This is a genomic window from Arthrobacter sp. Soil763 (genome assembly GCF_001428365.1).
Classification (GTDB): Bacteria; Actinomycetota; Actinomycetes; order Actinomycetales; family Micrococcaceae; genus Arthrobacter.
This window is the reverse complement of sequence record NZ_LMSH01000001.1, coordinates 532,385-558,533: the sequence shown is the minus strand read 5'-3', so window position 1 is coordinate 558,533 and position 26,149 is coordinate 532,385. Positions and strand designations below refer to the sequence as shown.

Below are 26,149 nucleotides of genomic sequence, written 5' to 3'. Positions count from 1 at the left end.
TCCTGGCTCTACAACGCGGGACTGCCTAGTTTGGGCTCCCGGGGCTGAGGACCTCCATGATGCGGTTCAGATCCTCAACGCTGGCAAATTCAATGCTTACGCGTCCCTTTCGGGCCCCGAGCGAAATCTTTACGTTCGTATCCAGGCGGTCCGACAGTGAGGAGGCCAGGTAATCCAGCCGTTCGTGCCGTGCCCCTGGCCGCGGGATGTTGTTCTTCGTCGGCGTGGACGGCTCCTGGTACAGCGTCACGGCTTCCTCGGTGGCGCGTACCGACATGCCTTCGGCCACGATCTTCTGCGCAAGGCGCTCCATCGCAGCGGCGTCAGGGAGGGCCAGCAGGGCACGGGCATGGCCGGCGGAAATCACGCCTGCCCCAACACGGCGCTGAACTAGCGGCGGCAGCTTGAGAAGGCGGAGCGTGTTGGAAACCTGCGGGCGGGAACGGCCGATCCGGTCGGCGAGCTGCTCGTGGGTCGTCCCAAAGTCCTCCAGCAACTGCTGGTAGGCGGCCGCCTCTTCAAGCGGGTTCAGCTGGCTGCGGTGGAGGTTCTCCAGCAGCGCATCGCGGAGAAGGTCATCATCGGTGGTGTCCCGGACGATGGCGGGGATCGTCTCAAGCCCTGCAGCCTGTACGGCACGCCAGCGACGCTCACCCATGACGAGCTCGTAGGGTTCTCCACCGGCTTCGGTTGAAGTACGGACCACAATTGGCTGGAGGACGCCGATTTCCCGAACAGAGTGTACCAGCTCCGCCATGTCGTCCTCATCGAAGACAGAACGGGGCTGTTTGCGGTTGGGGTGGATGTCGGTAACCGGGATCTCAGCAAAGCGGACGCCGGGCACTTCCACGAGCTCCACGTCATCCCGAGCGGGGGTCAGCTCCTGCTCCGGAGCTTCCGCAGGCACGCTGGCGGCCTCCGGGGCGGCCGGCTTGCTGGCTTCCGCCTCGGTGGCATCCTTGCGCGAGTTCTTCTTTGCAGCGGGAGCAGGGGCGGAGCCAGCAGCTCGAGTCGGTTCCTTAGCAACGGCGGCTGGCGACTTCCGGGCGGGCTTCGCCTTCTGCACCGCGTCCGCTGCGGCCGGTGAGGCCTCTGGTGCGGCATCTGCGGCGGCCTTAGCAGCCGGCGTAGCGGCAGGGGACGTCGTCGTCTCCTCCGGTGTGCTGGCAGCCTCGTCGGTCGAGGTATCCGCAGCCCGCTTCCTGGCCTCAGGGAAGAACAGATCCACGGGACGGGACGGAGCAGCGCCGTTCCCGGAGGCGTTGGCCGAGGCGGAACTTGGAATCAGCGCGCCAAGTCCACGGCCGAGGCCGCGTCGCTTATCGCTCATGGATAAATCCCTCCAGTGGAAGAGCCCGGCATACTCCGGCTCTGGCTAGTGCAATTGACGAGAAGAGTCTAACGTTCAGCGATTTCCGCTGCGGCTTCCAAATAGGATAGGGCGCCGCTGGAGGAAGGGTCGTAGGTCATGACGGTCTGCTGGTAGCTGGGTGCCTCCGAAATGCGGACCGAGCGCGGAACCACCGCGCCCAGAACCTGCTCCGGGAAATGTTCCCGTACCTCGGCCGCCACCTGCGCTGCCAGGTTGGTGCGTCCGTCATACATCGTCAGCAGGATGGTCGACACCACGAGATCGGCATTGAGGTGCTTCTGAATCATCTCAATGTTCTTCAGCAGCTGGCTTAGACCCTCGAGAGCGTAGTACTCGCACTGGATCGGAATCAGGACTTCGCTGGCCGCGCAGAAGGCGTTAACCGTCAGAAGCCCCAGGCTGGGCGGGCAGTCGATGAAGATGTAGTCGAGCCGCTCCTCGCCGTTCTTGGCCCGCTCTTTGGCGTACACGTCGATGGCACGTCGCAGGCGCTGCTCGCGGGCAACGAGGCTGACAAGCTCAATTTCGGCGCCCGCAAGGTGAATCGTGGCCGGGGCGCAGATGAGTTTCGCGATGTCCGGGCAGGGCGCCACGACATCCTGAAGCGGCACGTCGTTGATCAGGACGTCATAGATACTGTCGACGTCGGCGTGGTGCTCGATGCCGAGCGCGGTGGAAGCATTGCCCTGGGGATCGATGTCGATCACGAGAACGTTGAGTCCGGCTGCGGCCAAGGCGGCGGCAATGTTGACGGTAGTCGTGGTCTTACCCACGCCGCCCTTTTGGTTGGAGACGGTGAAGATGCGGGTTTTCTCCGGCTTTGGCAGCTGCCGGCCGAGCAACCGTTCCCGGCGCTTATTTTCGTGCGCAAGTTCCCGGGCGATCGGGCTGGAATCGTCAATGGAGTCGAGGACGTTACTCACCGAGGGCAGGGACGTTTCACGTGAAACATTGCTCACCTCTGCAACCGATACCGATTGCTTGGACGAGATGCCGTGAGCAACCGGCGTCGCAGACATAGCCCGCGCCGACCCCAGGGACACAAACGGGGGTATCCGCTGTGTGGAGGCTTCGCTACTGCTCACTTGACACTCTCACTCTCATCCGGCTTTTGCTGCCGCTTACTAGCCTAACCGCTTCCCCTCCGAGTCCGTCGGCACCTCTCTGGTGCTACGCAATCTTTCGGGGCTTGTTCACCACAATGCGGACCACGGTGGTGGGCTCCTCGAGGAGGTCTTCACCGACCACCACGACGGAGGTTTCCACGCCGCCGAGCTTGCGGATCACCTTTGCCGCCTTTTCGATCTCTTCGCCGGCGCTCCGACCCTTGATCGCCACGACTTCGCCGCTTCCGCCCAGCAGGGGAATGGTCAGCCCCGCGAGGTTGGACAGTGCCGAGACAGCCCGGGCGGTCACGACGTCGGCGTCCACCTGTCCCACGGCCAGTTCTGCCCGGGTCCGCATCACCGTCACGTTCTCAAGGCCCAGATCGTCAACCACTTCCTGCAGCCAGATCACCCGGCGCTCGAGCGGTTCGATCAGCGTCAGTTCAAGATCCGGACGCGCAATCGCCAGGCAGAGGCCGGGGAGCCCCGCCCCGCTTCCGACGTCGGCGACGTGGCTGCCCGGGGCGATCTCGCGTTCGATGACGGCACAGTTGAGCACATGGCGGCTCCAGAGCCGGGGCACTTCACGCGGGCCAATTAGTCCGCGTTCCGTTCCGGAGGTTGCCAGGTGCTCGACGTAGCGCTGCGCCAGGTCCAGCCGGTCACCAAAAATGGATTCTGCGGCCCTGCGTTCGGCCGCGGTCATCTCAACCATCAATGCTGTCCGGGATTCAGTTTGCTGAGACAACGATGTGCCGATCGGCGCCTTCGCCTTCGGATTCGCTGGCAAAGCCCAGGTCGGCCACGGCGTCGTGGACAATCTTGCGCTCGTAAGCGCTCATCGGAGCCAGCGCTACGCTCTTGCCGGTTTCCTTGACGGAAGCGATGGCGTCCTCGGCGATCTGCTGCAGGTCACCGGCGCGGTCCGCCCGGTATCCGTTGATGTCGAGGACCAGGCGCGAACGGTTCTCCGTTGCGGAGAGCACGGCGAGCCGGGTGAGTTCCTGCAAGGCTTCAAGGACTTCGCCGTCCCGGCCGACCAGGCTCTCCAGCCCCGGGGATTCATCCTCGGCGACGATCGAGATGTACGTGCGGCCGTTGCGAACCTCAATATCGATGTCGCCGTCGATATCGGCGATGTCCAGCAGCTCCTCAAGGTAGTCGGCGGCGACGTCGCCCTCCTCCTCCAGGCGGCTGGCCTGCGATCCCTTGCCCGAAGCCGTGCCGGGCTCGGCGTCTGCAGCAGCTGCGGCCTCCGCGACGTCGTCCGTCCGGACCTCGTCGGCGGACGCGGATTCGACGGAAATAGCGTGTTCGGTGCTCTCGGCAGACATTACTTCCTCTTCCTGTTCTTACGCTGGGGCTGGACGCGCTGGGTCTTTGCCGCGACGGCAGCCGCAGCGGCCTCCGCTTCAGCCTCGGCGTCGGCCTTCTTGGCACCCATCAGGGGCAGGCTGGGCAGGCCCTTGGCGGCACGGCGTTCTGCCAGTGCCTTGGCGGCGGGAGAGCCGGGGGTCGGCATGCGGCGGATCACGAAGAACTGCTGCCCCATGGTCCAGAGGTTCGTGGTGGTCCAGTAAATGAGGACACCGATGGGGAAGTTGATGCCGCCGACGCCGAAGACGAGCGGCAGGATGTAGAGCATCATCTTCTGCTGCTTCATGAACGGGCTGGCCATGGCCTCTTCGGACATGTTCTTCGCCATGATCTGCTTCTGGGTGATGAACTGCGAGGCGGTCATGGCGAGGATCATGACGATCGAGAGCACCACGACGGCGACATTGCCGGCGCCGCCATGCAGCAGTGCGGCGGAGAGCGGGGCACCGAAAATGCTCGAAGCGTCGAACTCGACAACCTGTTCATGGCTCATGGCCCCGATGCCGGCACCCTTGTCCTTGGCCGCGGAAATGCCCGAGAGCACCTGGAAGAGCGCGAAGAAGAACGGCATCTGGATCAGCATCGGCAGGCAGGCCGAGAACGGGTTGGTGCCGTGCTTCTTGTACATGGCCATCTGTTCCTGTGCCATGGCCTGGCGGGACAGCTGGTCCGTTTTGCCTTTGTACTTGTCCTGAAGCTTCTTCAGGTCCGGCTGCAGCAGCTGCATGCCGCGCTGGGCTTTGATCTGCTTGACGAACACAGGGATCAGGGCGGCACGGATGACCAGGACCAGCCCGATGATGGACAGCGTCCAGGTCCAGCCGTTGGCTGCCGGGAGGCCGATCGCGCTCAGTCCATCGTGGAAGCCCACCATGATGACGGAAACCAGCCACTTGAACGGAAACATGATTGTTTCAAAGAAGTCCATACGATATCCCTATTCGTCAGGCCGCCGTGCGGCCTTCTCCATCAGACTGAGCAGCCAGGTACTTGTCCGGGTTGTTCAGCACAACAATTCTGGGGGTGTGGCCCTCCGGCCACTCCCGGTGCCCGGCGGGGACATGGTCCACACCGCCGGAATTCCATGGGTGGCAGCGGCCGAGGCGCCGCGCCGCGAGCCAGCTGCCCTTGACGGCGCCGTGGACGGTGACCGCCTCCAGTGCATAGGCGGAGCAGCTGGGGAAGAACCGGCACACCTGCCCGTACAGCGGGGAGACCAGCTTGCGGTAGGCCATCAGCAAGAGGATGAGAAGGTTCCGCGGCAGGTTCCAGACGGCCCGGCCGACCCAGCGGGCGGCCGCCTTGAGGCGCTGGCCTGGAGCAGGGACGACGGCGGCAGTGTGGTTATGCACGCGGGGTCCCTTCCTGTGATGTCGCGTCAGAAACTTTCGAAGCGGCCTGCGGAAGGCGGCCGCCCAGCCGTTTCATGGTTGTCTCCAAAGCGGCATCGAAGTCGCTGCAGAGTCCGGTCCAGCCGGCCGCTGCCGAGGCGGGCAGAGCCCGCACCACGATAGCGAACCCGTAAGGGTACTTTTGCAGCGCCTTGAAGCCGGCTTCTCTTAGTCTCCTCTTAACGAGGTTCCTGACAACAGCGTTCCCAACACTCTTGGAAACGATGAAACCGATCCGGCTTGGTTCGTCGGCAGCCAGAGCTGCCGTATATAACACTAAGTTCCGGCGTCCATTGCGGACGCCGGAACGTACAGTTGTTGAAAAATCGGTTGAAGTCCTCAGACGGTTCCGGGTGGCTAGCACCGTTCAACTCGCATCAGGATACTGACCGACGAGTCAGTTATTTAAGCCGACAGCTCGGTGCGGCCCTTGCCACGGCGGGCTGCCAGGATGGCGCGGCCGGCACGGGTACGCATACGAAGGCGGAAGCCGTGCTTCTTGGCTCGACGGCGGTTATTCGGCTGAAAAGTCCGCTTGCTCACGTTAGTTACTCCAGTGGATCAAAGGTGCGTCCACCCGATCAAAAAGGGGAAGAACTGGCCGACGCTAAGTTTTGTATGTGCCGCCACCCTCAACTCGCAAGACGCAGGCGTCGGGGAGGGATTCAAATGAGGCGAAAAGCGGACACAAAGGACTTCACAACGTTAGGGGAAAAACGGCCCTCGAGTCAAACCGGAAGCCCCTCCGGCCGCTGTCCCCAGCTGTGGTTAACCGCCGCCGGGGCCTGTGGATGAACTGGGTCACGCCCGCCGATCGGGAACCACAACGGTGTAATTATCCACAGGGCTGATCCCAGCTATCTTCTGGGCATTTCATCCCCTAGAGTGTCCCAGTAGCCGATTATCCACGGACTGTGCACAACCCTGTGGATTACGCCGGGACCGGAAGTCCGGTCCGGGGCCTGCGGCTGCACGTAACGCAGGCAAGCAATGTTTGAGGAACTGATTGATGACGGTAGACGAAGCCAACCACGCCAACACCGTCGGAAGTTCCTGGCGCCGGGTGGTCAGCCTTCTTGAGAATGACCACCGGGTCTCCCCGCGGCAGCGCGGCTTTGTGATCCTCGCCCAGGCGCAGGGGCTCATCGGTTCGACCCTGCTGGTGGCCGTTCCCAACGAGCTCACCCGTGAGGTGCTGCAGACGCAGGTCAAGGAAGCCCTCGACGACGCCCTCCGGGATGTCTTCTCCGACGAGATCCGCTGCGCGATCGACGTCGACACCGATCTGGTCCCGCTCCATGTTGAGCCGGAACCCGCCGTCGAGCTCAGCCTGGCACCCGACGCCGCCGTCGAGCTCAAGCCGCAGCCCATGCTCCCCAGCACCTCCCACGAATTCGGCCGGCTCAACCCGAAGTACGTTTTCGACACCTTCGTGATCGGCTCCTCCAACCGCTTTGCGCACGCGGCCGCCGTCGCCGTCGCCGAAGCCCCCGCCAAGGCATACAACCCGCTGTTCATCTACGGTGACTCGGGGCTGGGCAAGACCCACCTGCTCCACGCGATCGGCCACTACGCACGGCGGCTCTACAGCGGGATCCGCGTCCGGTACGTCAACTCCGAGGAATTCACCAACGACTTCATCAACTCCATCCGGGATGACGAAGGCACGAGTTTCAAGACGACCTACCGCAACGTCGACGTGCTGCTGATCGACGACATCCAGTTCCTCGCCGGCAAGGACCGGACCCTGGAGGAGTTCTTCCACACCTTCAATGCCCTGCACAACAACAACAAGCAGGTCGTCATCACCTCCGACCAGCCACCCAAGCTGCTGGCCGGCTTCGAGGACCGCATGAAATCCCGATTCGAATGGGGCCTGCTGACCGACATCCAGCCGCCGGAGCTGGAAACGCGCATCGCGATCCTGCGCAAGAAGGCGCTCAGTGAAGGTCTCTCCGCCCCGGACGATGCCCTGGAATACATCGCCTCCAAGATCTCAAGCAACATTCGCGAACTGGAAGGCGCCCTGATCCGTGTCACCGCGTTCGCGAGCCTGAACCGCCAGCCGGTCGATGTGGCCTTGGCGGAAATGGTCCTCAAGGACCTGATTACCGACGACGGCGCCCAGGAAATCACCTCGGCGCAGATCCTCACCCAGACGGCCGACTACTTCAAGCTCAGCATGGAGGAGCTCTGCAGCAAGTCCCGCACCCGGACCCTGGTCACGGCACGGCAGATCGCGATGTACCTCTGCCGGGAGCTGACGGACATGTCGCTGCCCAAGATCGGACAGGAACTGGGCGGCCGTGACCACACCACGGTGATCCACGCCGACCGGAAGATCCGCGAGCTGATGGCCGAGCGCCGTGTGATCTACAACCAGGTGACCGAACTGACCAACCGGATCAAGCAGCAGCAGCGTAATTCCTGAGCTGGTTCCTGCCCTGAGCAAACGCGCACTCATACCTTATTAACAGGGGCCTGTGGACAAGCCTGTGGATAGTTAAGGGGACAACGGCGGTTAATGGGCTTAAAACCCTTAAGCCGCCTGTGGATCGGCAAAACGGCCGAAAATCTTGTCCCCATCCACACCCTGTTTAAAACCAGGGCCGCCCACAGTCCATGAACAGGGCTTAACCGCGGAACCGCGCCGCCAGACCGAGTTATCCACAGTTTCCACAGCAGTTATTAACACTACTAATCCCAAGAAAATGAAATTCCCTCAAACAACAGTTTCCTGACGACCCACCCGCCGGCCCGCCGAACATATCCCGGCAACAGCCGGAGACCCCCGGCTGAACCACAAGCGTGTAAGCCGGGGATGGGAGAACCTTGGTCTTGGGGCTAAGCTGTCTGCAGTGTGTCGGTCCCGGCCACTCGTTTGCGGTCGGTTCCCGAGGGGTTCCGTCCGGTCAAGCTCACCGGGACGCGCGCACTTACCCTTTGGCGGATCCGGAACCTCTCCGGGACCGCCGTCGGTTCTGGGATTTTTAGCTCATGTCAGCAGCAATGAAAGGCGGCACCCTTCCGTGAAGTTCAGAGTCGAGCGGGACGTCCTGGCCGAAGCCGTGACTTGGACCGCCCGGTCGTTGTCTCCGCGGCCGCCTGTCCCCGTGCTATCCGGCCTGCTGCTCAAGGCAGAGGCCGGCACGGTCAGCCTTTCCAGCTTTGATTACGAGACTTCAGCACGGCTGGAGATCCCGGCCGATATCACCACCGAGGGCACCATCCTGGTCTCCGGCCGTCTGCTCGCGGACATCTGCCGCAGCCTGCCCTCCGCCCCGGTAGACATCGAGACCGACGGCAACAAAGTGACCCTGAGCTGCCGTCGAAGCAGCTTCCACCTGGCCACGATGCCGGAAGCGGAGTACCCGCCGCTGCCTGCCCTGCCCCCGATCAGCGGCACAGTTCCGGGCGACTCCTTCGCCCAGGCTGTCTCCCAGGTGATCATTGCCGCCAGCAAGGACGACACCCTGCCCATCCTCACCGGGGTGCGGATGGAAATCGAAGACGACCTCATCACGCTGCTGGCCACCGACCGGTACCGGCTCGCCATGCGCGAAGTTCCGTGGAAGCCGGTAACGCCCGGCATTTCCACCAGCGCCCTGGTCAAGGCCAAGACCCTGAACGAGGTGGCCAAGACCCTCGGCGGCAGCGGTGAGATCCACCTTGCCCTCGCCGATGACGACAGCCGCCTGATCGGCTTCGAAAGCGGCGGCCGCACCACGACGTCGCTGCTCGTCGACGGCGACTACCCGAAGATCCGTTCGCTGTTCCCCGACTCCACGCCGATCCACGCCACGGTCCAGACCCAGGAACTGGTCGAGGCCGTCCGCCGAGTTTCCCTTGTGGCCGAGCGCAACACCCCCGTCCGGCTGGCCTTCACCGACGGGCAGCTGCACCTCGACGCCGGCACGGGTGAGGACGCCCAGGCGTCCGAAGAACTCGAGGCCCAGCTGACCGGCGAGGAGATCACCGTCGCCTTCAACCCGCACTACCTGATCGAGGGCCTGAGCGTCATCGAAACCAAGTTCGTGCGGTTCTCCTTCACCACGGCTCCGAAGCCGGCGATGATCACCGCCCAGCAGGATGCCGACGGCGAGGACCAGGACGACTACCGTTACCTGGTCATGCCCGTCCGCCTGCCCAACTAGCCCCACCCGCCTCCCTAGCCTCGCAAGCTCGGCCAGGGAACCCTGGCGGCGTGGGCCCAGGCTGTTGTCGCTCTGGGCCCCAAAACACCAACCACACCCGGCGCAGAAAAGAGTTCTTCCGTGCACATCGGACTAATCGGCCTTGGCAAAATGGGTTTCAACATGCGCGAACGCCTGCGCAAGGGCGGCATCGAAGTCACCGGCTTCGACCGCAACCCGGAGATCACCGACGTTTCCAGCGTCGATGAGCTCGTTGCCGCCCTCCCGGCGCCGCGGCTGGTGTGGGTCATGGTTCCGTCCGGCGAGATCACCGACGCGGTCATCGCCGAGCTCGGCACCAAGCTCGAAGCGGGAGACCTGGTGATCGACGGCGGGAATTCCCGGTTCACCGAGGACCAGAAGCACGCTGCCGCGCTGGCCGAAAAGGGCATCCGCTTCGCCGACTGCGGTGTCTCCGGTGGGGTCTGGGGCCTGCAGAACGGCTACGGACTGATGGCCGGCGGCGACGTTGCCGACATCGAGCGCGCCCTCCCGGTCTTCGACGCCCTGCGTCCCGAAGGCGACCGGGCCGACAGCTTTGTCCACGTCGGCGGCGTGGGTGCCGGCCACTACGCCAAGATGGTCCACAACGGCATCGAGTACGGCCTGATGCAGGCGTACGCGGAAGGCTATGAACTCCTCGCAGCCAAGGACATCGTGACCGACCTGCCCGGCACGTTCCGCGCCTGGCAAAAGGGAACGGTGGTCCGGTCCTGGCTGCTGGACCTGATGGTCAAGGCCCTGGAAGAAGACCCGGGCCTGGAATCCATCGACGACTACGTCGAAGATTCCGGCGAAGGGCGCTGGACGGTGGAGGAAGCAATCGCCAATGCGGTGCCGGCCCCGGCCATCACCGCGGCACTGTTCGCCCGCTTTGCTTCCCGGGAGGACAGCTCGCCGGCCATGAAGATGGTTTCCGCCCTGCGCCACCAGTTCGGCGGACACGCGACCCGTCCCGCCAAGTGAGCCTTGGGATCCTGAACCCGGCGTGTACCTAGAACAACTTTCGCTGACGGATTTCCGCAGTTACGCCCAGGTCGACCTGAGCCTGGAACCCGGCGTGACGGTGCTGGTCGGTTCCAACGGGATCGGTAAGACCAACCTGATGGAAGCGATCGGCTATCTGGCCACGCTCAGCTCCCACCGGGTCAGCAGTGACGGGCCGCTGCTGCGGTTCGGCACCGACCGGGCGATGATCCGGGCGAGGCTGGTCCGTGGTGAACAGGCCACCGTACTCGAGCTGGAAATCAATGCCGGCCGGGCCAACCGGGCGCGGATCAACCGCAGCAACCCGGTCCGGGCCAGGGATATTCTGGGCATTTGCCAGACGGTGCTCTTCGCCCCGGAAGACCTGGCCCTGGTCAAGGGCGATCCGTCCAGCCGGCGCCGTTTCCTCGACGAACTGCTGGTCAGCCTGGTGCCCCGGCACGCAGCCACGCGCGCCGACTATGACCGGGTGCTCAAGCAGCGCAATGCCCTGCTCAAGTCCGGCCGTGCCGGCAAGTTCACCGCCGGGCACGAGGCAACCCTCGATGTCTGGGACCAGCACATGGCACGGGCGGGAGCGGAACTGCTGCACGCCCGGCTCGAGCTGGTGGAACGGCTGCAGCCGCACCTGCAGCGCGCGTACGCGCAGCTCACGGACGGGTCCAAGGCCGCCGGCGCCGTCTACCGCTCCACGCTGCAGGCCGTGCTCGACGACGACGGCGAAAGTTCGGCCGGTCCCACGGCGGGAGCCGAGGACCTGAGGCAGCTGAGCGTCGAGGAGCTGGCCGACCGCTACGTGCAGGCGTTCGCGGCGTCGCGGCGCAAGGAACTGGAACGCGGAATTTCCCTCGTGGGCCCGCACCGCGACGAACTGCAGCTGATCCTCGGCCAGGCGCCGGCCAAGGGCTACGCCTCCCACGGCGAAACCTGGTCCATGTGCCTGTCACTGCGGCTCGCCTCGTACTACGTGATGTTGGACGATGCACGCACCGGCGGGTCCGCGCCGATCCTGATCCTGGACGATGTCTTTGCCGAACTCGATGTCCAGCGGCGGCGTAAACTGGCGGCAGTAGTCTCCGGCGCGGAACAGGTCCTGGTGACCGCCGCCGTCGAGGATGACATTCCGGCGGAACTGGCCGGACGGCGGGTGAAGGTCATTCCGGGAGGAATCGATGATCCGGACAAGCAATGAATAAGGACACCGACGGCGCCCTGCAGCCCGGCCGCGACCCCGACGACATCGATGCCGCCCAGGCCGCCCTGAACCGGATGCGCGACGCGGCGGCGGCCCGCGGAGAAATCCGCCGCAAGGCACCTCCCCGCCCGGGCAAGGACCAGAAACCGTCCCGCGCCGCGGGAAGCCGCGGGTTCAGCCAGTTCCACACCAACGGCAGGGACCCGCTGGGCCTCGGAAAGGTCGTCGGACGCCTGGTGGCCGAGCGCGGCTGGAGTTCGCCGGTGGCGGTCGGATCCGTGATGGCGCAGTGGCCTGCCCTCGTGGGCCCGGAGATCTCTGCGCACTGCACCCCGGAGAGTTTCACCGACACCACCCTGCACGTACGCTGCGACTCAACCGCCTGGGCCACGCAGCTTCGGTTGCTCAGGCACAGCCTGCTGGAGAAGTTCCGCGTCGAACTCGGCGAGGGCGTGGTAACCAGCATCCAGGTCCTCGGCCCGGCCGCGCCGAGCTGGCGCAAAGGCGCCCGCACGGTGCACGGCCGCGGCCCCCGTGACACCTACGGGTAGGCGCAGTCAACCCGGGGTGTGAAGCACTTCTTCCAAAACTCTTGAAAAAACCGCAAGCGCCGTGTAGGGCGCCCGGGCGCCCCGTGGGCATATAGACCCCCAGCCGAGGCACTGCTGGGGCCGTGAAGGGCGGGCCAGCGGCCTCCCAGCGGCATTTTGATTCCCGTTTAGCCCCGCAGAATGCAAGATTCCGCACTGTAACACGGTAGAATCAGAGTCGATAACTGGGCGCCGGTGAAACGTCGACTGAGTCCGTTTCCGACGCGGTTTTTCTGTGCGGAGATCGGTTCCTCGGGCGATGCTGCCGGCGCCGTCAGTGACGTGCCTGTTGGCGGTAGCCGTTCCTCTCCGGACGCGGCCACGGCCGGCCTTCAACGAACGTAGAGGAGTCGAAAGCGCCTGTGGCTAACGACAATACAGAATTCCCGGCGGACCCAGCGGCGGAGGGCGCCCCGGCCGACACCCCGGCCGAAGCTGTGGCACCCCGCGAGTACGGCGCCAGCGACATCACCGTCCTTGAGGGCCTGGAGGCTGTCCGGAAGCGCCCGGGCATGTACATCGGATCCACCGGTCCCCGCGGCCTGCACCACCTGGTCTACGAGGTCGTGGACAACTCGGTGGATGAGGCACTGGCCGGCTACTGCACCCACATCGAGATCGTGCTGCAGGCCGACGGCGGCGTGAAGGTCGTCGACAACGGCCGCGGCATCCCGGTCGACCTGCACCCCACCGAGCAGAAGCCCACGGTCGAGGTGGTCATGACCATCCTGCACGCCGGCGGCAAGTTCGGCGGCGGCGGCTATGCCGTGTCCGGCGGCCTGCACGGCGTGGGCATTTCGGTCGTCAACGCGCTCTCGAGCCGCGTCGACACCGAGGTACGGCGCCAGGGCCACGTGTGGCGGATGTCCTTCGCCGACGGCGGCAAGCCGCAGGGCAGCCTGGTCAAGGGTGAGGAAACCACCGAGACCGGTACCACCCAGACGTTCTACCCGGACGCCAGCATCTTTGAGACCACGGAATTCGATTTCGAGACCCTCCGGGCCCGCTTCCAGCAGATGGCGTTCCTGAACAAGGGCCTGCGGATCACCCTGACGGACGAGCGGCAGGSGGCCGGCGAGCCGTCCGGCGAGGAAGACCTCGATCTGGACGCCGTCGAAACCGAGGGCGAAGTCCCCGCGGAATTCCACACCGTCGTCTACCAGTACGACGACGGCCTGCTGGACTATGTGAAGCACCTGAACTCCGGCAAGAAGGTCGACGTCGTCCATGAAGACGTCATCGCCTTCGAAACCGAGGACACCGAGCGGCACATCGCTCTGGAAATGGCGATGCAGTGGACGAATGCCTACTCCGAAAGCGTCCATACCTACGCCAACACGATCAACACCCACGAAGGCGGAACGCACGAAGAAGGTTTCCGTGCCGCGATGACCTCGCTGATCAACCGTTATGCGCGGGAGAAAAGCATCATCAAGGAAAAGGACGACAACCTCACCGGAGACGACATCCGCGAAGGCCTGACCGCGGTCATCTCGGTCAAGCTCTCCGAGCCCCAGTTCGAGGGCCAGACCAAGACCAAGCTCGGCAACTCCGAGGTCCGCGGCTTCGTCCAGCGCGTCGTCACCGACGGCCTGGGCGACTGGCTGGAGCGCAACCCCGGCCCGGCACGCGATGTGATCCGCAAGGCCATCTCCGCCGCGCAGGCCCGCATGGCCGCCCGCAAGGCCCGCGACAATGCCCGCCGCAAGAGCCCGCTGGAATCCTTCGGCATGCCCGGCAAGCTCTCCGACTGCTCCTCCAAGGACCCGCAGAAGTGCGAGGTCTACATTGTGGAGGGCGACTCCGCCGGCGGTTCGGCCAAGCGCGGCCGCAACCCCGAGACGCAGGCCATCCTGCCGCTGCGCGGCAAGATCCTCAACGTCGAGCGGGCCCGGCTGGACAAGGCCCTGGGCAACGCCGAGGTCCAGTCGATGATCACGGCGTTCGGCACCGGCATCGGAGAGGACTTCGACCTGGCCAAGTTGCGGTACCACAAGATCGTCCTGATGGCCGACGCCGACGTCGACGGCCAGCACATCACCACGCTGCTGATGACCCTGCTGTTCCGGTACATGCGTCCGCTGATCGAAAACGGCTACGTCTACCTGGCCCAGCCGCCGCTGTACCGGATCAAGTGGTCCAACGCCCCGCACGACTACGTCTACAGCGACCGGGAACGCGACGCGAAGCTGGTCTCCGGCCAGGCCGCCGGCCGCCGCATCCCCAAGGACAACGGCATCCAGCGCTACAAGGGTCTCGGCGAAATGGACTACACGGAACTCTGGGACACCACCATGGACCCCGAACACCGCACCCTCCTGCAGGTGACCATGGATGACGCCCTGGCCGCGGACCAGACCTTCTCCGTCCTGATGGGCGAGGATGTCGAATCGCGACGGAACTTCATCCAGCAGAACGCCAAGGACGTCCGGTTCCTCGATATCTAGCGCTTGTCGCTTATATCCCCGAGCCGATATATACCTGAAACGGAAAATATAGACTATGAGTGACGAAACACCCGAGGTTCCCGCCGACGGCGCGGATTCCGTGCTCGAAGGCACCGTTCTGGATGCCGAGGTGCTGGGCGACCGCGTCGAGCAGGTCGACCTGCAGACCGAAATGCAGCGCTCCTACCTGGACTACGCGATGGCCGTCATCGTGGGCCGCGCGCTGCCGGATGTCCGCGACGGCCTGAAGCCTGTCCACCGCCGCGTGCTCTACGCGATGTTCGACGGCGGCTACCGCCCGGACCGTTCCTTCAACAAGTGCGCCCGCGTCGTCGGCGAGGTCATGGGCCAGTACCACCCGCACGGCGACACCGCGATCTACGACGCCCTGGTCCGCCTGATCCAGGACTGGACCATGCGCTACCCGCTGGCCTTGGGCCAGGGCAACTTCGGTTCCCCGGGCAACGACGGCGCCGCGGCCCCGCGGTACACCGAAACCAAGATGGCGCCGCTGGCGATGGAGATGGTCCGGGACATCGACGAGGAAACCGTCGACTTCCAGGACAACTACGACGGCAAGAACCAGGAACCCACCATCCTGCCGGCGCGTTTCCCGAACCTTTTGGTCAACGGGTCCTCCGGCATCGCCGTCGGCATGGCCACGAACATCCCGCCGCACAACCTCCGCGAGGTAGCCGACGGCGTGCAGTGGTACCTGGCCAACCCGACCGCCAGCCGCGAAGAGCTGCTGGAGGAACTGATCCAGCGGATCAAGGGACCCGACTTCCCGACCGGCGCCACGATTCTGGGCCACAAGGGCATCGAGGACGCCTACCGGACCGGGCGCGGCTCCATCACGATGCGCGCCGTCGTCAACGTCGAGGAACTCCAGGGCAGGACCTGCCTGGTGGTCACCGAGCTGCCCTACCAGGCCAACCCGGACAACCTGGCGATCAAGATCGCAGAGCTGGTCAAGGACGGCAAGATCTCCGGCATTGCCGACCTCCGCGACGAGACCTCGGGCCGCACCGGCCAGCGCCTGGTGATCGTGCTCAAGCGCGACGCCGTCGCCAAGGTGGTGCTGAACAACCTCTACAAGCACACCCAGCTGCAGGACAACTTCGCGGCCAACATGCTGGCGATCGTCGACGGCGTGCCGCGCACGCTGAGCCTCGACGCGTTCATTCGCCACTGGGTCACGCACCAGATGGACGTCATCGCCCGGCGCACCAGGTACCGGCTGCGCAAGGCGGAGGAGGAAGCGCACATCCTGCGCGCCCTGCTCAAGGCCCTCGATGCCCTCGACGAGGTCATCGCCCTGATCCGCGCCTCCACCACCACCGAAGCCGCACGCGACGGGCTGATGGAACTGCTGGACATTGACGAACTGCAGGCCCGGGCCATCCTGGACATGCAGCTGCGCCGGCTCGCCGCCCTGGAACGCCAGAAAATCCAGGACCGTCACGCCGAACTCGAGGCGCTGATCGCCGAGTACAACGCCATCCTGGCCTCGGAAGAGCGGCAGCGCGAGATCATCAGCACCGAGCTCGCGGAAATCGTGGCCAAGCACGGCGACGACCGCAAGACCAAGGTCCTGATGGGCTTCGACGGCGACATGTCGATCGAGGACCTGATCCCCGAAGAGGAAATGGTCGTCACGATCACCCGCGGCGGCTACGTCAAGCGCACGCGCAGCGACAACTACCGTTCGCAGCAGCGCGGCGGCAAGGGCATCCGGGGCGCGCAGCTGCGCGGCGACGACGTCGTCGAGCACTTCTTCGTGACCACCACGCACCACTGGCTGCTGTTCTTCACGAACCTGGGCCGGGTCTACCGGGCGAAGGCGTACGAGCTGGTGGAAGCGGCCCGTGACGCGAAAGGCCAGCATGTGGCCAACCTGTTGGCCTTCCAGCCGGACGAGCACATCGCCCAGGTGCTGGACCTGCGCGACTACCAGCACGCCCCGTACCTGGTCCTGGCGACCAAGCGCGGCCTGGTCAAGAAGACCCGGCTCGAGGACTACGACACCAACCGCTCCGCCGGCGTGATCGCCATCAACCTGCGCGACGGCGATGAGCTGGTCTCCGCGCAGCTGGTCTCCGAAACGGATGACCTGATGCTGGTGTCCCGGAAGGGCCAGTCGATCCGCTTCACCGCCACCGACGAGGCTCTGCGCCCCATGGGCCGGGCCACGTCCGGTGTCACCGGAATGAAGTTCCGCGAGGATGACGAACTGCTGGCGGCCGACGTCGTGCGCGACGGGTCCTTCGTGTTCATCGTCACCGAGGGCGGCTTCGCGAAGCGGACGGCGGTGGAGGAATACCGTCTCCAGGGCCGCGGCGGGCTCGGCATCAAGGTCGGCAAGTACCAGGAGGAACGCGGACACCTCGTCGGCGCCCTGATCGTCCAGGAAGAGGATGAGGTCCTGGTGGTCATGGAGGGCGGCAAGGTGGTCCGTTCCTCGGTCGCCGGCGTGCCGGCCAAGGGCCGCGACACCATGGGCGTCATTTTCGCCAAGCCGGACAAGAACGACCGCATCATCGCCGTCGCCCGCAACAGCGAACGCGGCCTTGAGACAGAGGAAACCGCCCCCGAGGACGGCGCCGAAAGTCCGGCCACGGGGCAGGATGACGTAACGTTGGCTGAAGCAACTGGACCGATCGATGGGTCCGCAGAGGCAGAATCAGTACCGGCCCCGGAGTCAGATGAGTCATCAGGCCATGCCGAACTGGACGAAGACAACACCGGAGGTAACGCGTGAGTAATTCCGACTCATATCCCAAGTCCAGCAGCGGCGCCGGCGGCATGCGGCAGCCCGCTGCCGCCCCCAGGGTCGCGGCCCCGTCACGGCCGCAGCAGCGCCCGGGCCTGGCCGGATCGGGCCAGCGTCCCGCAGGAGCGCCGCAGCGCCCTGCTGCCCCCGGCCAGCGTCCTGCTGTTCCGGGCCAGCGCCCCGACTCCGCGGGCCAGCGCCCCGGACAGGGAGCTCCGGGCCTGGTCAAGCCGGCACCGAAGGCCAAGGTCCGCCGCGCCCGCCTGCTGATCAGCAAGGTCGACCCGTGGTCCGTGCTCAAGATGGCGTTCCTGCTCTCGGTGGCCCTCGGCATCGTCACGGTGGTTGCCGCGATCGTGCTCTGGACCGTCCTGGACCTGACCGGCATCTTCGACCAGGTCGACGGCCTCCTCGGAACCCTCGCCGGGTCGGAAAGCGGCGGCTTCGAGCTGAAGAAGGTCGCCTCGCTCGGCCAGGTGGCCTCCTTCGCGGTCATCATCGCCGTGATCAACGTGGTGCTGCTGACGGCCCTGTCGATGCTCTCGGCGGTGCTGTACAACATCGCCGCGACCCTTGTGGGCGGCATCGGCGTCACCCTGACGGACGACTAAAACCCTCGATTTGAGATCGGGCCGGGATGTGCTGTAAAGTCATATCTCGGCCCGATGAGGCATCGGGGCGTATAGCTCAGGCGGTTAGAGCGCTTCGCTGATAACGAAGAGGTCCCAGGTTCAAGTCCTGGTACGCCCACGGAACCTGTACAGGTTCCTGGACAGGTCCGTTGCAAAGCGGACCGGGATGAGGTGCATGTGAAGAAGTTGCTGGTTGTAGCAGCCACCATCGCAAGCGTTCTTGTCTACAGGAAAGTGCAGGAGTCCGAAGCCCGGAAGACAGTCTGGAGCGAGGCGACCGACACGGTCGACTAGCTCCCGGAAGATACCGGGTAGTTCCTATGGGGGCATGGCGCAATTGGTAGCGCACCTGCTTTGCAAGCAGGGGGTTCGGGGTTCGAGTCCCCGTGCCTCCACCATAGAAAAGGTCCCGGCCAGCGGAAACGCTGGCCGGGACCTTTTGCGTTCCGGCCTGTGCGCCCAGATCCCGGTGCCGTGTCCTCCCGGTGAGCCCCGGTTCCGTCACCGTATGGAACGGAGCACGGCCCGGCTTTGCCGGACCACTACTGTGGGAGCGTGAACTTCTTCCTTGCCGCCTTGGGCGTGCTGGGCGTGGCCTCCTCCGGCCCGCTGATCGCGGCCACCCTCGGCGCTACGTCGGTCAGCGCCCTCGCCATTGCCTTCTGGCGCAATGCCATCGGTTCGGCGGTCATGGCCGGACCTGTGCTGGTCCGGCAACCCCGGCAGTTCGGCCGGGTCACGGGCAGTGAATTCCGCTGGTCCTTGGCCGCGGCGGTATCGCTGGCCCTCCATTTCGCCTGCTTCATCACCTCGCTGCAGCTGACCTCCGTCGCGGCGGCCACTGCCCTGGTCTGTCTCCAGTCCGGCTGGATCGCCGTCTTCCAGCTCTTCCGCGGCGTGCGCCACCGCTGGGAGGTCCTGGCCGGGCTTGGACTGGCGTTCGGCGGCGTCGTGGCAATCACCGGCTTCGATATGGGCACCTCGCCGCAGGCCCTCGTCGGCGACCTGCTCGCCGTGGCCGGCGGCATCCTGGCGGGTGCCTACACGCTGGCCGGCGGCCGCGCCCGGCGGACGATGGGCACGGGCGTGTACACCACGCTCTGCTACGGCATGTGTGCCGCCGTGGTGGCGGTCCTGGCCTTGGCAGCCGGCCAACCCCTGGCGGGCTTCGATGCTGCCGGCTGGCTGGGGATCCTGGCCATAACCGTCTGCGCGCAGCTGGTGGGCCACACGGCCTTCAACCACCTGCTGGCGACCTGGAGCCCGCTGCTGGTGTCAATGATCATCCTGCTGGAGATCCCCGGCGCGGCGCTGCTCGCGGCCGGCTTCCTGGGCGAAACGCTCCCCGGCGGCACCTACGCCGGCCTCGGCATGATCCTGGTGGGGCTCGCCGTCGTGGTCGCGGGCCAGCGGCGCTCCCTGCGGGTGCGCCGCGGGGCTGACCGGATCGCGGAACTGGGCACCGACTAGGACAGCACGACGGCGGTAGCACCCGACGGCGGAAGCGCCGCGGTTAGCTGCGGGTAGCGTGGCCGGAAGCGGTTATTGCCCGCCGCGCCGGACCGGCTGGGCAGTGTTGACCGTGTGGATGGCGCGCAGCAGCTTGGCCGGGAAGTACACCGAGAAAAACACGACCATGGGGGCCTTCAACGCCATTTTCTTGACGTTGTGCGCCTTGTAGGTCCGGTCGAACCGGGTGACGTAGTAGCGGTAGTCCCGCGGGGAGTCCTCGAGCCGCCGGGCTGACATTCCGGAGACCATCTGCGGCCAGTACTGGATCCTCAGCTCGTGGTCGGCGAGGTGAAGGGAGAGATCGATGTCCTCGTGCATCTCGTCCTTCTCGTCCCGGCATGTTTCCAGCCGGATGACGTCCCAGGCCGAGCGGCGCAGCGCCATGTTGGATCCGAAGAGGAAGTGGTACTGGTGCTTGGCCAGTTTGAGCATGAGCTGGCGCATCTTGTCGTCGGCCTTGAGGCCGAAGCGGCGCATGGGCATGTCGTAGTAGACCACCGGGCCGGTCGCTGCCGCCACGGACGGGTCCGCGAAGGCTTTCTGCACCTGCTCCACCCAGTCAGGTTCCAGCACCGAGTCGGCGTCGATCCGGCCGAGCACCTCGCCGGTCGCGTGGTCCAGACCGAAATTCCGGGTGGGGATGAGGCCCTGGTCCTTGTCCTGGCTGAGCAGGATGATCGGGCTCTCCGGGTACTCCTGTTGCATCTGCCGGACGATCCGGGCGGTGCGGTCCTTGGACATGTTGTCCACCACGATGATTTCGTGGGCCGGGACCGACTGGTAGACAGCGGCAATCAGGCACTGCCGGATGACGCTTTCCTCGTTGTACGCCGGGATGACGATAGAGACCGCCGGAGGCTGCACGGCGGCGTCACTGGCGTCCACGGAGGATTCTTCGGCTGACATCCCCCCAAATTTAGCATCCGCACCGGACGCCGCGGCCGTGCGCGGGCCACGGATACGGGAAAACAAAAGAGGGACACCGCCGCGGCGGTATCCCTCTTCTGCGTCTGTCCCTCAGTTTCCCCGCGCGGCGAGCCGGCGGAGGAAGGGACTACTTGGTCTTGTCGTCGTTGTTCAGGCTGGCGGCGATGTTGCGCACCGCAGTCTTGGCATCGGTAGCGACCTTGGCGGAGGCATCCTCCGTCGTGGCCTTCTCCGCGGCCTCGTGCGAAGCTTCCGCTGCCTTGTCGGCGGCGGCCACGGTGGCCGAACCCGCGGAGTCTGCAGCATCGCTGATGTTCTGCTTCGCCTCCTCCTTGACCTCGGTAACGGTGGTGGCGGGAACCGGAGCCGGCGTGGCGGGCTTAACCGGAGCGGGCGTCTTCCACGGGTCCTCGATCGGCTTGGAGGCCTTCCACGCGGCGACGCCGGCGGCAACAGCAGCCGCGATGACACCGAAGATCAGGAAGCCGCGGTGCTTGGGCTTCTCTTTCTTGGCCAGTTCCGCCGAGGCCACCAGGCCGGCGCCGGCGGCCTTGAGGTGCTTGCCGGCGGACTGTGCCTGCTCCTGGACCGAGTGCACGACGCCGGAGTCGGCCAGCCGCTGCGCCACGGCATCCACATGGGCCGGTGCGCCCTCAAGCGTGCGGTGCACGGCGTCGGAGGCGTGGCCGATCTGGTCCGACAGCCGCGGCAGGTACTCCACGACCACCCGGTCGCGGGCGTTGGCGATCACCGGGGTCGCCTTGTCGAGGGCTTCGTGCAGCCGCGGCGTGGCACCTTCGACGGCGTCGTGGATCTTCGGCGCGAGCTGCGCGAGCCCGTCCTGGATGCGGGGGGTGACCGTGGCGACGCCGCCGGCCAGGTTGTGGGCCGCCGACTTCAGGCCCTCCTGGATCTTCGGAGAGGCGGTGTCCAGACCCTGCTGCAGGCGGGGAACGGCCCAGTCGACGGCGGCCTCAACCCGGGGTGCTGCCCAGTCCTTGGCGTTCTCCACTGCGCTGCTGACCGAGTGCTCCAGCTCACGGGCAATACGATCCGTTTTCTTCACAACTACCTCCCGATTAATGTGACGGTTCTGCTGTTAGCCTACGTGTCCGGGACCCGACGGGCTATTCTCCCGCCGGTTTTCGGCCCGATTTCACCCAGCGCGGAACTGACTGCGCGGCCCTGTACCCGAACCCCTGCCGTGGAAGAATAGGGCCATGACTGCCATCGCAACCGCAAAAGCAACCATCCACACGAGCCTGGGCGACATCGTCGTCAACCTCTTCGGCAACCACGCGCCCAAGACCGTCAAGAACTTCGTCGGCCTGGCCACCGGGGAACAGGCCTGGACCCATCCGGAAAGCGGCGAGGACAAGACCGGCACTCCGCTGTACAACGGCACCATCTTCCACCGCATCATCAAGGACTTCATGATCCAGGCCGGCGACCCGCTGGGCCGCGGCACCGGCGGCCCGGGCTACAAGTTCGACGACGAAATCCACCCTGAGCTGACTTTCAACGAGCCCTACAAGCTGGCCATGGCCAACGCCGGCATCCAGATGGGCCGGGGCACCAACGGCTCGCAGTTCTTCATCACCACGATCCCGACCGGCTGGCTGCAGGGCAAGCACAGCATCTTCGGTGAGGTGGCCGACGAGGAATCCAAGAAGGTCGTCGACGCCATCGAAGGCGTACGCACGGGCATGGGCGACCGCCCCGTCGAAGACGTCGTCATCAACAGCATCGACATCGAACAGCTCTAGTCCAGCCATGAGCTATGGAATTCCGGCGGCAGAGCCGTCCGCGCAGATTCCGGTGTGCCCCCGGCACCCGGACCGCCCGGCCTATGTCCGGTGCCAGCGCTGCGGGCGCCCCGCGTGCCCCGACTGCCAGCGGGCGGCCGCCGTCGGATTCCAGTGCGTTGACTGTGTCAACGAAACCAAACGGACGACGCCGGCCGTTAAGTCCGTCTACGGCGGCGCCGCTGCCGCGGGCCGGCCCCTGGTCACTTTCGGCATCATCGCCGCCTGCGTCCTGGTCTACGTGCTGCAGTGGCTCGTCCCCAACGACTGGATCTACCAGAACTTCGCCTTCGCCACCGTCTACGCCGATCCCGGCTTTGGGGCGTTCGAGCCCTGGCGGATGCTGACTTCCGCCTTCCTGCACTCCCAGGGCTTCATCCTGCACATCGCGCTGAACATGTACATGCTGTGGATGTTCGGTCAGGCGCTGGAGCCCCTGCTGGGGCGTATGCGCTTCCTCGCCGTGTACCTGCTCTCCGCCATCGGCGGATCGGTCGGCTACCTGTTGCTCACCCCGGCCTACACTCCGGGCCAGGCGCTGGCCGGCGTCGTGGGCGCCTCGGGCGCCATCTTCGGGCTCTTCGGTGCCATGCTCGTGGTCCAGCGCCACCGCGGCGGCGACACCCGCCAACTGTGGGTCCTCATTGCAGTCAACGGCGTCATCGGCTTTGTGGTCCCCCAGATCGCCTGGCAGGCCCACCTCGGCGGCCTGATCACCGGTGCGCTCTGCGCTGCGGTCATTGCCTACGCTCCGCGCGGCCGCCGCCAGGGAGCGCTCCAGGCTGCCGGTCTGACGGCGGTGCTGCTCCTGCTGGTCGCGGTGACTGCCCTCCACGCCTCAGCCACCGCGCTTCCGGCCTAGCGGCCCCTCCCGCGCGTCCCGGACCGGGCCGTTGGCAGCTGGCCGGTCCCGCGCGTCCTCATGCTCCACACCACCCCGGCTCGTCTCCTGGCTTCCTCGCGCCCTCGGCCCGGTCTCCCTTTCCAGGCCTACGGGCCGGCGCCGGACCTATGGCCCCCTAGAAGCCACGGGCTGTCTTAGCCCCGCGCCCGTCGCCCGAGCGGGCCTCTCACGCCGGCGGCTCGCCATCCCAAGCCAGCGTCACGAGTTGTCCACAACCGTTATCCACACTGTTGGTAACTTACAACCCTGTAGTTCAGTCCGCGGCGCCGGTTCTCAAGGCCATGACAGGCGGATCGGCGCCTTCGACGGAAACTGTCGTCCACAACTGTGGATAACTCTGTGGGCATGCCCTGTGGTTAAGTGGACAAAACCCAAGCGCTGCTGTCATTACCGGCCATGATCTTCCCGGCGGCGGGGATTGCGCGAAAAGACCCGGTTCCTAGGTCCCGCTCCGCCTTGTGCCGCCGACCCCAGGCACGGCTTGCCTGAGCGCAGTTATAGGAACGGCTCCGCGCGCCCCCGAGGGTCCCCACGGTTCTTACGTCGTATTTAATGGCGGTTATTCACAGGCTTGTTCACAGTGTTAATAACTTGATGGTCTTAGTTTCTCGGCGAAAAGCGGCGCCATGGCGCTTCTATCCGCAGTGCCTTGCCGGCCCAAGGCACAAATTATCCCCAGCTGTGGATAACGTGTGGGTAGCCGCATGTTGTTAAGTGGATAACACCAGGATCCGGACGCCGACTCCCAAAACGGCCCCTCGGCAGCGGCAGGACCGTCCGGTAAGGCAAGCCGTCGGAGGTCTTTGTGGGCAGTCGGGCGCCGCTCCGCAGGCTTTCGGGCTTATCCACAGGTATTCCACACTGTTAATAACTACAGGGCCGTAGTTAGGAACCGTCCGGCGCGTCCGGACACCCGCCTACCGGGGCCGTGGGCGTCCAGCGTCGGCGCGGCGCTACGGTCTGGAGGCCACAGCCCGGTCAACAGCCTGTGGATAACCGGTCGCCTGGTTGTGCACAGCTGTGGACCCGCCGGCGCTCGGCAGGGGTTAGGAGGCCCAGACGCCGGAGCTGCCCCGGCGGTGGCTGTCGAGAAGGTGCGTGTCGACCATCCCAATCGCCTCCATGAGCGCGAACATGATGGTGGGCCCGACGAACACAAAGCCACGCTTGCGCAGCGCCTTGGAAAGCGCGACGGACTCAGGCGAGGTCGTCGGGATCTGCGCCAGCGACGTGGGCTCGGGAGTGGCGGCGGGGCGGAATCCCCACACGAAGTCCACCAGGCCGCCGTCGTTCCTCAGCTCCAGGGTCGCCCGGGCGTTGGTGATGGTCGCGCGGATCTTGAGCCTGTTGCGCACAATGCCGGCGTCCTGGAGCAGCCGGTCGACGTCGTCCTCGGTAAAGGAGGCCACGGTTTCCGGGTGAAAATCCGCAAAGGCGGCCCGGAAGGCCGGACGCTTGCGCAGGATTGTCGCCCAGGACAGGCCGGCCTGGAAGGCCTCGAGGCTGATGCGCTCATAGAGTCCCTGTTCGTCCCGGACGGGCAGGCCCCACTCGGTGTCGTAGTAGTTCCGCAGCACTGGGTCGGTGGCCGCCCAGGCCGGCCGTGCGAGCCCGTCCTCGCCGATGATGCAGCCACTGGGTTCGGGGTTCATGCGATTCCTTTGCGGGGAGGGGCCCCGCGCCCCGCCATTCGGGGCGGCGGGAACACGCTGGCCGGGTGATTAAAGCCGCAGGCCGGCACACGGTGTGTGCCGGCCTGCGGGGGTGCTTCAGTCCTGCGTCGGGGCAGGGGCAGCGCCAGAAGTGCCGTCAGGAACGCCACCGCGTGGTCATCAGGAAGCCCACGATCGCGATGCCGAAGCCGGCAACAATGTTCCAGGACTCCCAAGCCCTGACGGGGAGGGTGCCTTCGCTGATGTAAAACGTAATGATCCACAGCAGTCCGAGGATCATCAGGCCGAACATCACCGGCTTAAACCAGACGGGGTTGGGCTTGTAGGCCTGCGTGGCGGAGGTCTGCGGCGCCACGCGCGCAGTCCTCTTCCGCGGCTTAGACTCGGGCACGGGTCCTCCTTGGCGGGATGAGAGGGCGCTGCCGGGCTTGGTATCCTGCAGGGAGGAATAGCCGGCGGCCACGCGCTCTTGGTCAAGTTTGAAATCCTAATCGCAGCCAATTCTAGCTGGACTCCGGGCGGCTGTGGTTTGGGCGCGTCCGGACGCCGGGGCAGGTTCCTTTTCCCGGACGGCGCAGCGTGGGCCGTCCACTGATTCGACGATTGGTTCAGCAAGGCACCCATGAGTACAACCAAGATCCTGGTCGTAGACAACTACGACAGCTTTGTCTACACCCTGGTCGGCTACCTGCAGGAGCTCGGTGCGGAAACTACCGTGGTCCGCAACGATGATGTGACCCTGGCCGAGGCGGTCGAAATGGCGGAGGCGCGCGACGGCGTGCTCATCTCGCCCGGCCCCGGGGCCCCGGCGGAGGCCGGCGTCTGCATTGAACTGATCAAGTGGTGCGGCAGCCACGGCAAGCCCATGCTCGGCGTCTGCCTCGGGCACCAGGCGCTGGCCGAGGCCTTTGGCGGCCGTGTAACCCATGCCCCGGAGCTCATGCACGGCAAAACCTCGCTCGTGGAACACCAGGGCGGCAGCGTTTTCACCGGCCTGCCGTCGCCTTTCACGGCCACGCGGTACCACTCCCTTGCGGCGGTCCGCGACAGCATCCCCGCGGAACTTGAGGTCACGGCGGAGACCGCCACCGGCGTCGTGATGGGCCTGCAGCACCGTACCGCGCCCCTGTGCGGAGTCCAGTTCCACCCGGAGTCGGTCCTGACCGAGGGCGGCTACCTGATGCTGGGCAACTGGCTCGAGTCGCTGGGCATGGCCGGGGCTGCCGCACGGGCCGCCGAGCTGAGTCCGCTAATCCGGCACTGAC

General features: G+C 65.6%; 25 protein-coding genes and 2 tRNA genes. 15 read left to right on the top strand and 12 right to left on the bottom strand.

The window, feature by feature from the left end; all coding sequences use genetic code 11:
* Positions 1 to 25: 25 nt before the first annotated feature.
* From ASG71_RS02620 to rpmH, 8 genes are all read right to left on the bottom strand, one after another.
* A complete protein-coding gene (locus ASG71_RS02620) occupies positions 26 to 1,330 on the bottom strand; it encodes a ParB/RepB/Spo0J family partition protein (protein ID WP_056736778.1) in 1,305 nt (434 codons plus the stop codon).
* 68 nt (positions 1,331 to 1,398) lie between these two features.
* A complete protein-coding gene (locus ASG71_RS02615) occupies positions 1,399 to 2,457 on the bottom strand; it encodes a ParA family protein (RefSeq protein WP_235563905.1) in 1,059 nt (352 codons plus the stop codon).
* A gap of 85 nt (positions 2,458 to 2,542) precedes the next feature.
* Positions 2,543 to 3,193: a 16S rRNA (guanine(527)-N(7))-methyltransferase RsmG gene (gene rsmG, locus ASG71_RS02610; RefSeq protein ID WP_056736776.1), complete on the bottom strand. Its 651-nt coding sequence runs from the start codon at positions 3,191 to 3,193 to the stop codon at positions 2,543 to 2,545.
* A 16-nt stretch (positions 3,194 to 3,209) separates the two neighbouring features.
* On the bottom strand, positions 3,210 to 3,812 hold the full coding sequence (locus ASG71_RS02605) for a protein jag (RefSeq protein WP_056736774.1): 603 nt from the start codon (positions 3,810 to 3,812) through the stop codon (positions 3,210 to 3,212).
* Positions 3,812 to 4,783 carry a membrane protein insertase YidC gene (gene yidC / locus ASG71_RS02600; protein ID WP_056736772.1) on the bottom strand — a complete coding sequence of 324 codons (972 nt, stop codon included), beginning with the start codon at positions 4,781 to 4,783 and terminating at the stop codon, positions 3,812 to 3,814. Before yidC ends, ASG71_RS02605 begins: the two co-directional genes overlap by 1 nt.
* Before the next feature lie 16 nt (positions 4,784 to 4,799).
* Positions 4,800 to 5,207, bottom strand: coding sequence for a membrane protein insertion efficiency factor YidD (gene yidD, locus ASG71_RS02595; RefSeq protein ID WP_082574763.1), 408 nt, complete (start codon positions 5,205 to 5,207; stop codon positions 4,800 to 4,802).
* Positions 5,200 to 5,610 (bottom strand): ribonuclease P protein component, encoded by a 411-nt coding sequence (rnpA, locus tag ASG71_RS16245; protein WP_082574762.1) that lies wholly within the window; start codon positions 5,608 to 5,610, stop codon positions 5,200 to 5,202. The genes yidD and rnpA overlap by 8 nt, the downstream gene beginning before the upstream one ends.
* Positions 5,611 to 5,651: 41 nt before the next feature.
* Positions 5,652 to 5,789 carry a 50S ribosomal protein L34 gene (gene rpmH / locus ASG71_RS16240; RefSeq protein WP_003800212.1) on the bottom strand — a complete coding sequence of 46 codons (138 nt, stop codon included), beginning with the start codon at positions 5,787 to 5,789 and terminating at the stop codon, positions 5,652 to 5,654.
* A gap of 466 nt (positions 5,790 to 6,255) precedes the next feature.
* Between rpmH and dnaA the strand changes: the two genes are divergently transcribed.
* The 12 genes from dnaA (at position 6,256) to ASG71_RS02540 (ending at position 19,533) form a co-directional block, all read left to right on the top strand.
* Positions 6,256 to 7,677, top strand: a complete 1,422-nt coding sequence (gene dnaA, locus ASG71_RS02590) for a chromosomal replication initiator protein DnaA (RefSeq protein ID WP_056736768.1) — start codon at positions 6,256 to 6,258, stop codon at positions 7,675 to 7,677.
* A gap of 598 nt (positions 7,678 to 8,275) precedes the next feature.
* Positions 8,276 to 9,400: a DNA polymerase III subunit beta gene (gene dnaN / locus ASG71_RS02585; protein ID WP_056736767.1), complete on the top strand. Its 1,125-nt coding sequence runs from the start codon at positions 8,276 to 8,278 to the stop codon at positions 9,398 to 9,400.
* Between the two features lie 120 nt (positions 9,401 to 9,520).
* Positions 9,521 to 10,405 (top strand): phosphogluconate dehydrogenase (NAD(+)-dependent, decarboxylating), encoded by an 885-nt coding sequence (gene gnd, locus ASG71_RS02580; protein WP_056736765.1) that lies wholly within the window; start codon positions 9,521 to 9,523, stop codon positions 10,403 to 10,405.
* A gap of 22 nt (positions 10,406 to 10,427) precedes the next feature.
* Positions 10,428 to 11,618: a DNA replication/repair protein RecF gene (gene recF / locus ASG71_RS02575; RefSeq protein WP_056736763.1), complete on the top strand. Its 1,191-nt coding sequence runs from the start codon at positions 10,428 to 10,430 to the stop codon at positions 11,616 to 11,618.
* Positions 11,615 to 12,172 (top strand): DUF721 domain-containing protein, encoded by a 558-nt coding sequence (locus ASG71_RS02570; RefSeq protein WP_056736761.1) that lies wholly within the window; start codon positions 11,615 to 11,617, stop codon positions 12,170 to 12,172. Before recF ends, ASG71_RS02570 begins: the two co-directional genes overlap by 4 nt.
* Positions 12,173 to 12,573: 401 nt before the next feature.
* A complete protein-coding gene (gene gyrB / locus ASG71_RS02565; RefSeq protein ID WP_056736759.1) occupies positions 12,574 to 14,658 on the top strand; it encodes a DNA topoisomerase (ATP-hydrolyzing) subunit B in 2,085 nt (694 codons plus the stop codon).
* A gap of 55 nt (positions 14,659 to 14,713) precedes the next feature.
* Positions 14,714 to 17,419: a DNA gyrase subunit A gene (gyrA, locus tag ASG71_RS02560; protein WP_056736757.1), complete on the top strand. Its 2,706-nt coding sequence runs from the start codon at positions 14,714 to 14,716 to the stop codon at positions 17,417 to 17,419.
* Complete coding sequence (locus ASG71_RS02555) at positions 17,416 to 18,042, top strand: DUF3566 domain-containing protein (RefSeq protein WP_056736755.1); 627 nt, start codon at positions 17,416 to 17,418, stop codon at positions 18,040 to 18,042. The genes gyrA and ASG71_RS02555 overlap by 4 nt, the downstream gene beginning before the upstream one ends.
* A gap of 65 nt (positions 18,043 to 18,107) precedes the next feature.
* Positions 18,108 to 18,181 (top strand) — tRNA-Ile (locus ASG71_RS02550).
* A 53-nt stretch (positions 18,182 to 18,234) separates the two neighbouring features.
* Positions 18,235 to 18,357: a DLW-39 family protein gene (locus tag ASG71_RS16860; RefSeq protein ID WP_414826639.1), complete on the top strand. Its 123-nt coding sequence runs from the start codon at positions 18,235 to 18,237 to the stop codon at positions 18,355 to 18,357.
* Positions 18,358 to 18,385: 28 nt separating this feature from the next.
* Positions 18,386 to 18,461, top strand: a tRNA-Ala gene (locus tag ASG71_RS02545).
* A gap of 157 nt (positions 18,462 to 18,618) precedes the next feature.
* Positions 18,619 to 19,533 carry a DMT family transporter gene (locus ASG71_RS02540; protein ID WP_056736753.1) on the top strand — a complete coding sequence of 305 codons (915 nt, stop codon included), beginning with the start codon at positions 18,619 to 18,621 and terminating at the stop codon, positions 19,531 to 19,533.
* Between the two features lie 72 nt (positions 19,534 to 19,605).
* On the opposite strand, the gene ASG71_RS02535 is transcribed toward ASG71_RS02540, so the two are convergent.
* Together ASG71_RS02535 and ASG71_RS02530 are read right to left on the bottom strand one after the other, a co-directional pair.
* Positions 19,606 to 20,481, bottom strand: a complete 876-nt coding sequence (locus ASG71_RS02535) for a glycosyltransferase (protein WP_056736751.1) — start codon at positions 20,479 to 20,481, stop codon at positions 19,606 to 19,608.
* Between the two features lie 148 nt (positions 20,482 to 20,629).
* Positions 20,630 to 21,568 (bottom strand): hypothetical protein, encoded by a 939-nt coding sequence (locus ASG71_RS02530; protein WP_056736749.1) that lies wholly within the window; start codon positions 21,566 to 21,568, stop codon positions 20,630 to 20,632.
* Positions 21,569 to 21,722: 154 nt separating this feature from the next.
* Here ASG71_RS02530 and ASG71_RS02525 point away from each other — a divergent pair, with 154 nt between their 5' ends.
* Together ASG71_RS02525 and ASG71_RS02520 are read left to right on the top strand one after the other, a co-directional pair.
* Positions 21,723 to 22,268: a peptidylprolyl isomerase gene (locus ASG71_RS02525; RefSeq protein WP_056736748.1), complete on the top strand. Its 546-nt coding sequence runs from the start codon at positions 21,723 to 21,725 to the stop codon at positions 22,266 to 22,268.
* Between the two features lie 7 nt (positions 22,269 to 22,275).
* Complete coding sequence (locus ASG71_RS02520) at positions 22,276 to 23,169, top strand: rhomboid family intramembrane serine protease (protein ID WP_056736745.1); 894 nt, start codon at positions 22,276 to 22,278, stop codon at positions 23,167 to 23,169.
* Between the two features lie 1,088 nt (positions 23,170 to 24,257).
* Here ASG71_RS02520 and ASG71_RS02515 read toward each other — a convergent pair.
* Together ASG71_RS02515 and ASG71_RS02510 are read right to left on the bottom strand one after the other, a co-directional pair.
* Positions 24,258 to 24,863 (bottom strand): DNA-3-methyladenine glycosylase I, encoded by a 606-nt coding sequence (locus tag ASG71_RS02515; RefSeq protein WP_056736743.1) that lies wholly within the window; start codon positions 24,861 to 24,863, stop codon positions 24,258 to 24,260.
* 157 nt (positions 24,864 to 25,020) lie between these two features.
* The gene (locus ASG71_RS02510; protein WP_056737228.1) at positions 25,021 to 25,275 is read right to left on the bottom strand and encodes a cell division protein CrgA; all 255 of its coding nucleotides are present in this window, start codon (positions 25,273 to 25,275) and stop codon (positions 25,021 to 25,023) included.
* A gap of 231 nt (positions 25,276 to 25,506) precedes the next feature.
* Between ASG71_RS02510 and ASG71_RS02505 the strand changes: the two genes are divergently transcribed.
* On the top strand, positions 25,507 to 26,148 hold the full coding sequence (locus ASG71_RS02505) for an aminodeoxychorismate/anthranilate synthase component II (protein ID WP_056736741.1): 642 nt from the start codon (positions 25,507 to 25,509) through the stop codon (positions 26,146 to 26,148).
* Position 26,149 lies beyond the last annotated feature (1 nt).